This window comes from Mesorhizobium prunaredense, from assembly GCF_900156895.1.
Lineage (GTDB): Bacteria > Pseudomonadota > Alphaproteobacteria > Rhizobiales > Rhizobiaceae > Mesorhizobium > Mesorhizobium prunaredense.
In genome coordinates this window covers 1-313 of record NZ_FTPD01000076.1, presented here as the reverse complement: position 1 = coordinate 313, position 313 = coordinate 1, and the positions used below count along the sequence as shown (strand labels likewise).

The window sequence follows — 313 nt, the reverse complement described above, 5'->3', positions numbered from 1 at the left end:
GTCGCAAATGTCGTTCAGCCAGGTGCTGGCCTCAACATTGATCCGGCGTCGCTCGATGTTCAGGCCGTGAAGGGCTATGCCGCCAAGGTCCACGAGCAGTCCGTGACCGGCTTTCTGATGAACATCATCCCGATAACGATCGTTGGTGCCTTCGCCGAAGGCGACATCCTGCAGGTCCTGTTCTTCTCGGTCCTGTTCGGCATCGCTCTGGCGATGGTCGGCGACACGGGCAAGCCTGTGCTTTCTTTGCTTCAGGCGCTCCTTGCGCCGGTGTTCAAGCTGGTCGGCATTCTGATGAGGGCCGCGCCCGTCG

Annotated in this window: 1 protein-coding gene; it reads left to right on the top strand. The window is 60.7% G+C overall.

The window, feature by feature from the left end; genetic code table 11:
• A partial coding sequence (locus tag BQ8794_RS32000) for a cation:dicarboxylate symporter family transporter (RefSeq protein ID WP_143744803.1) occupies nt 1–313 on the top strand: 313 nt, incomplete at both ends.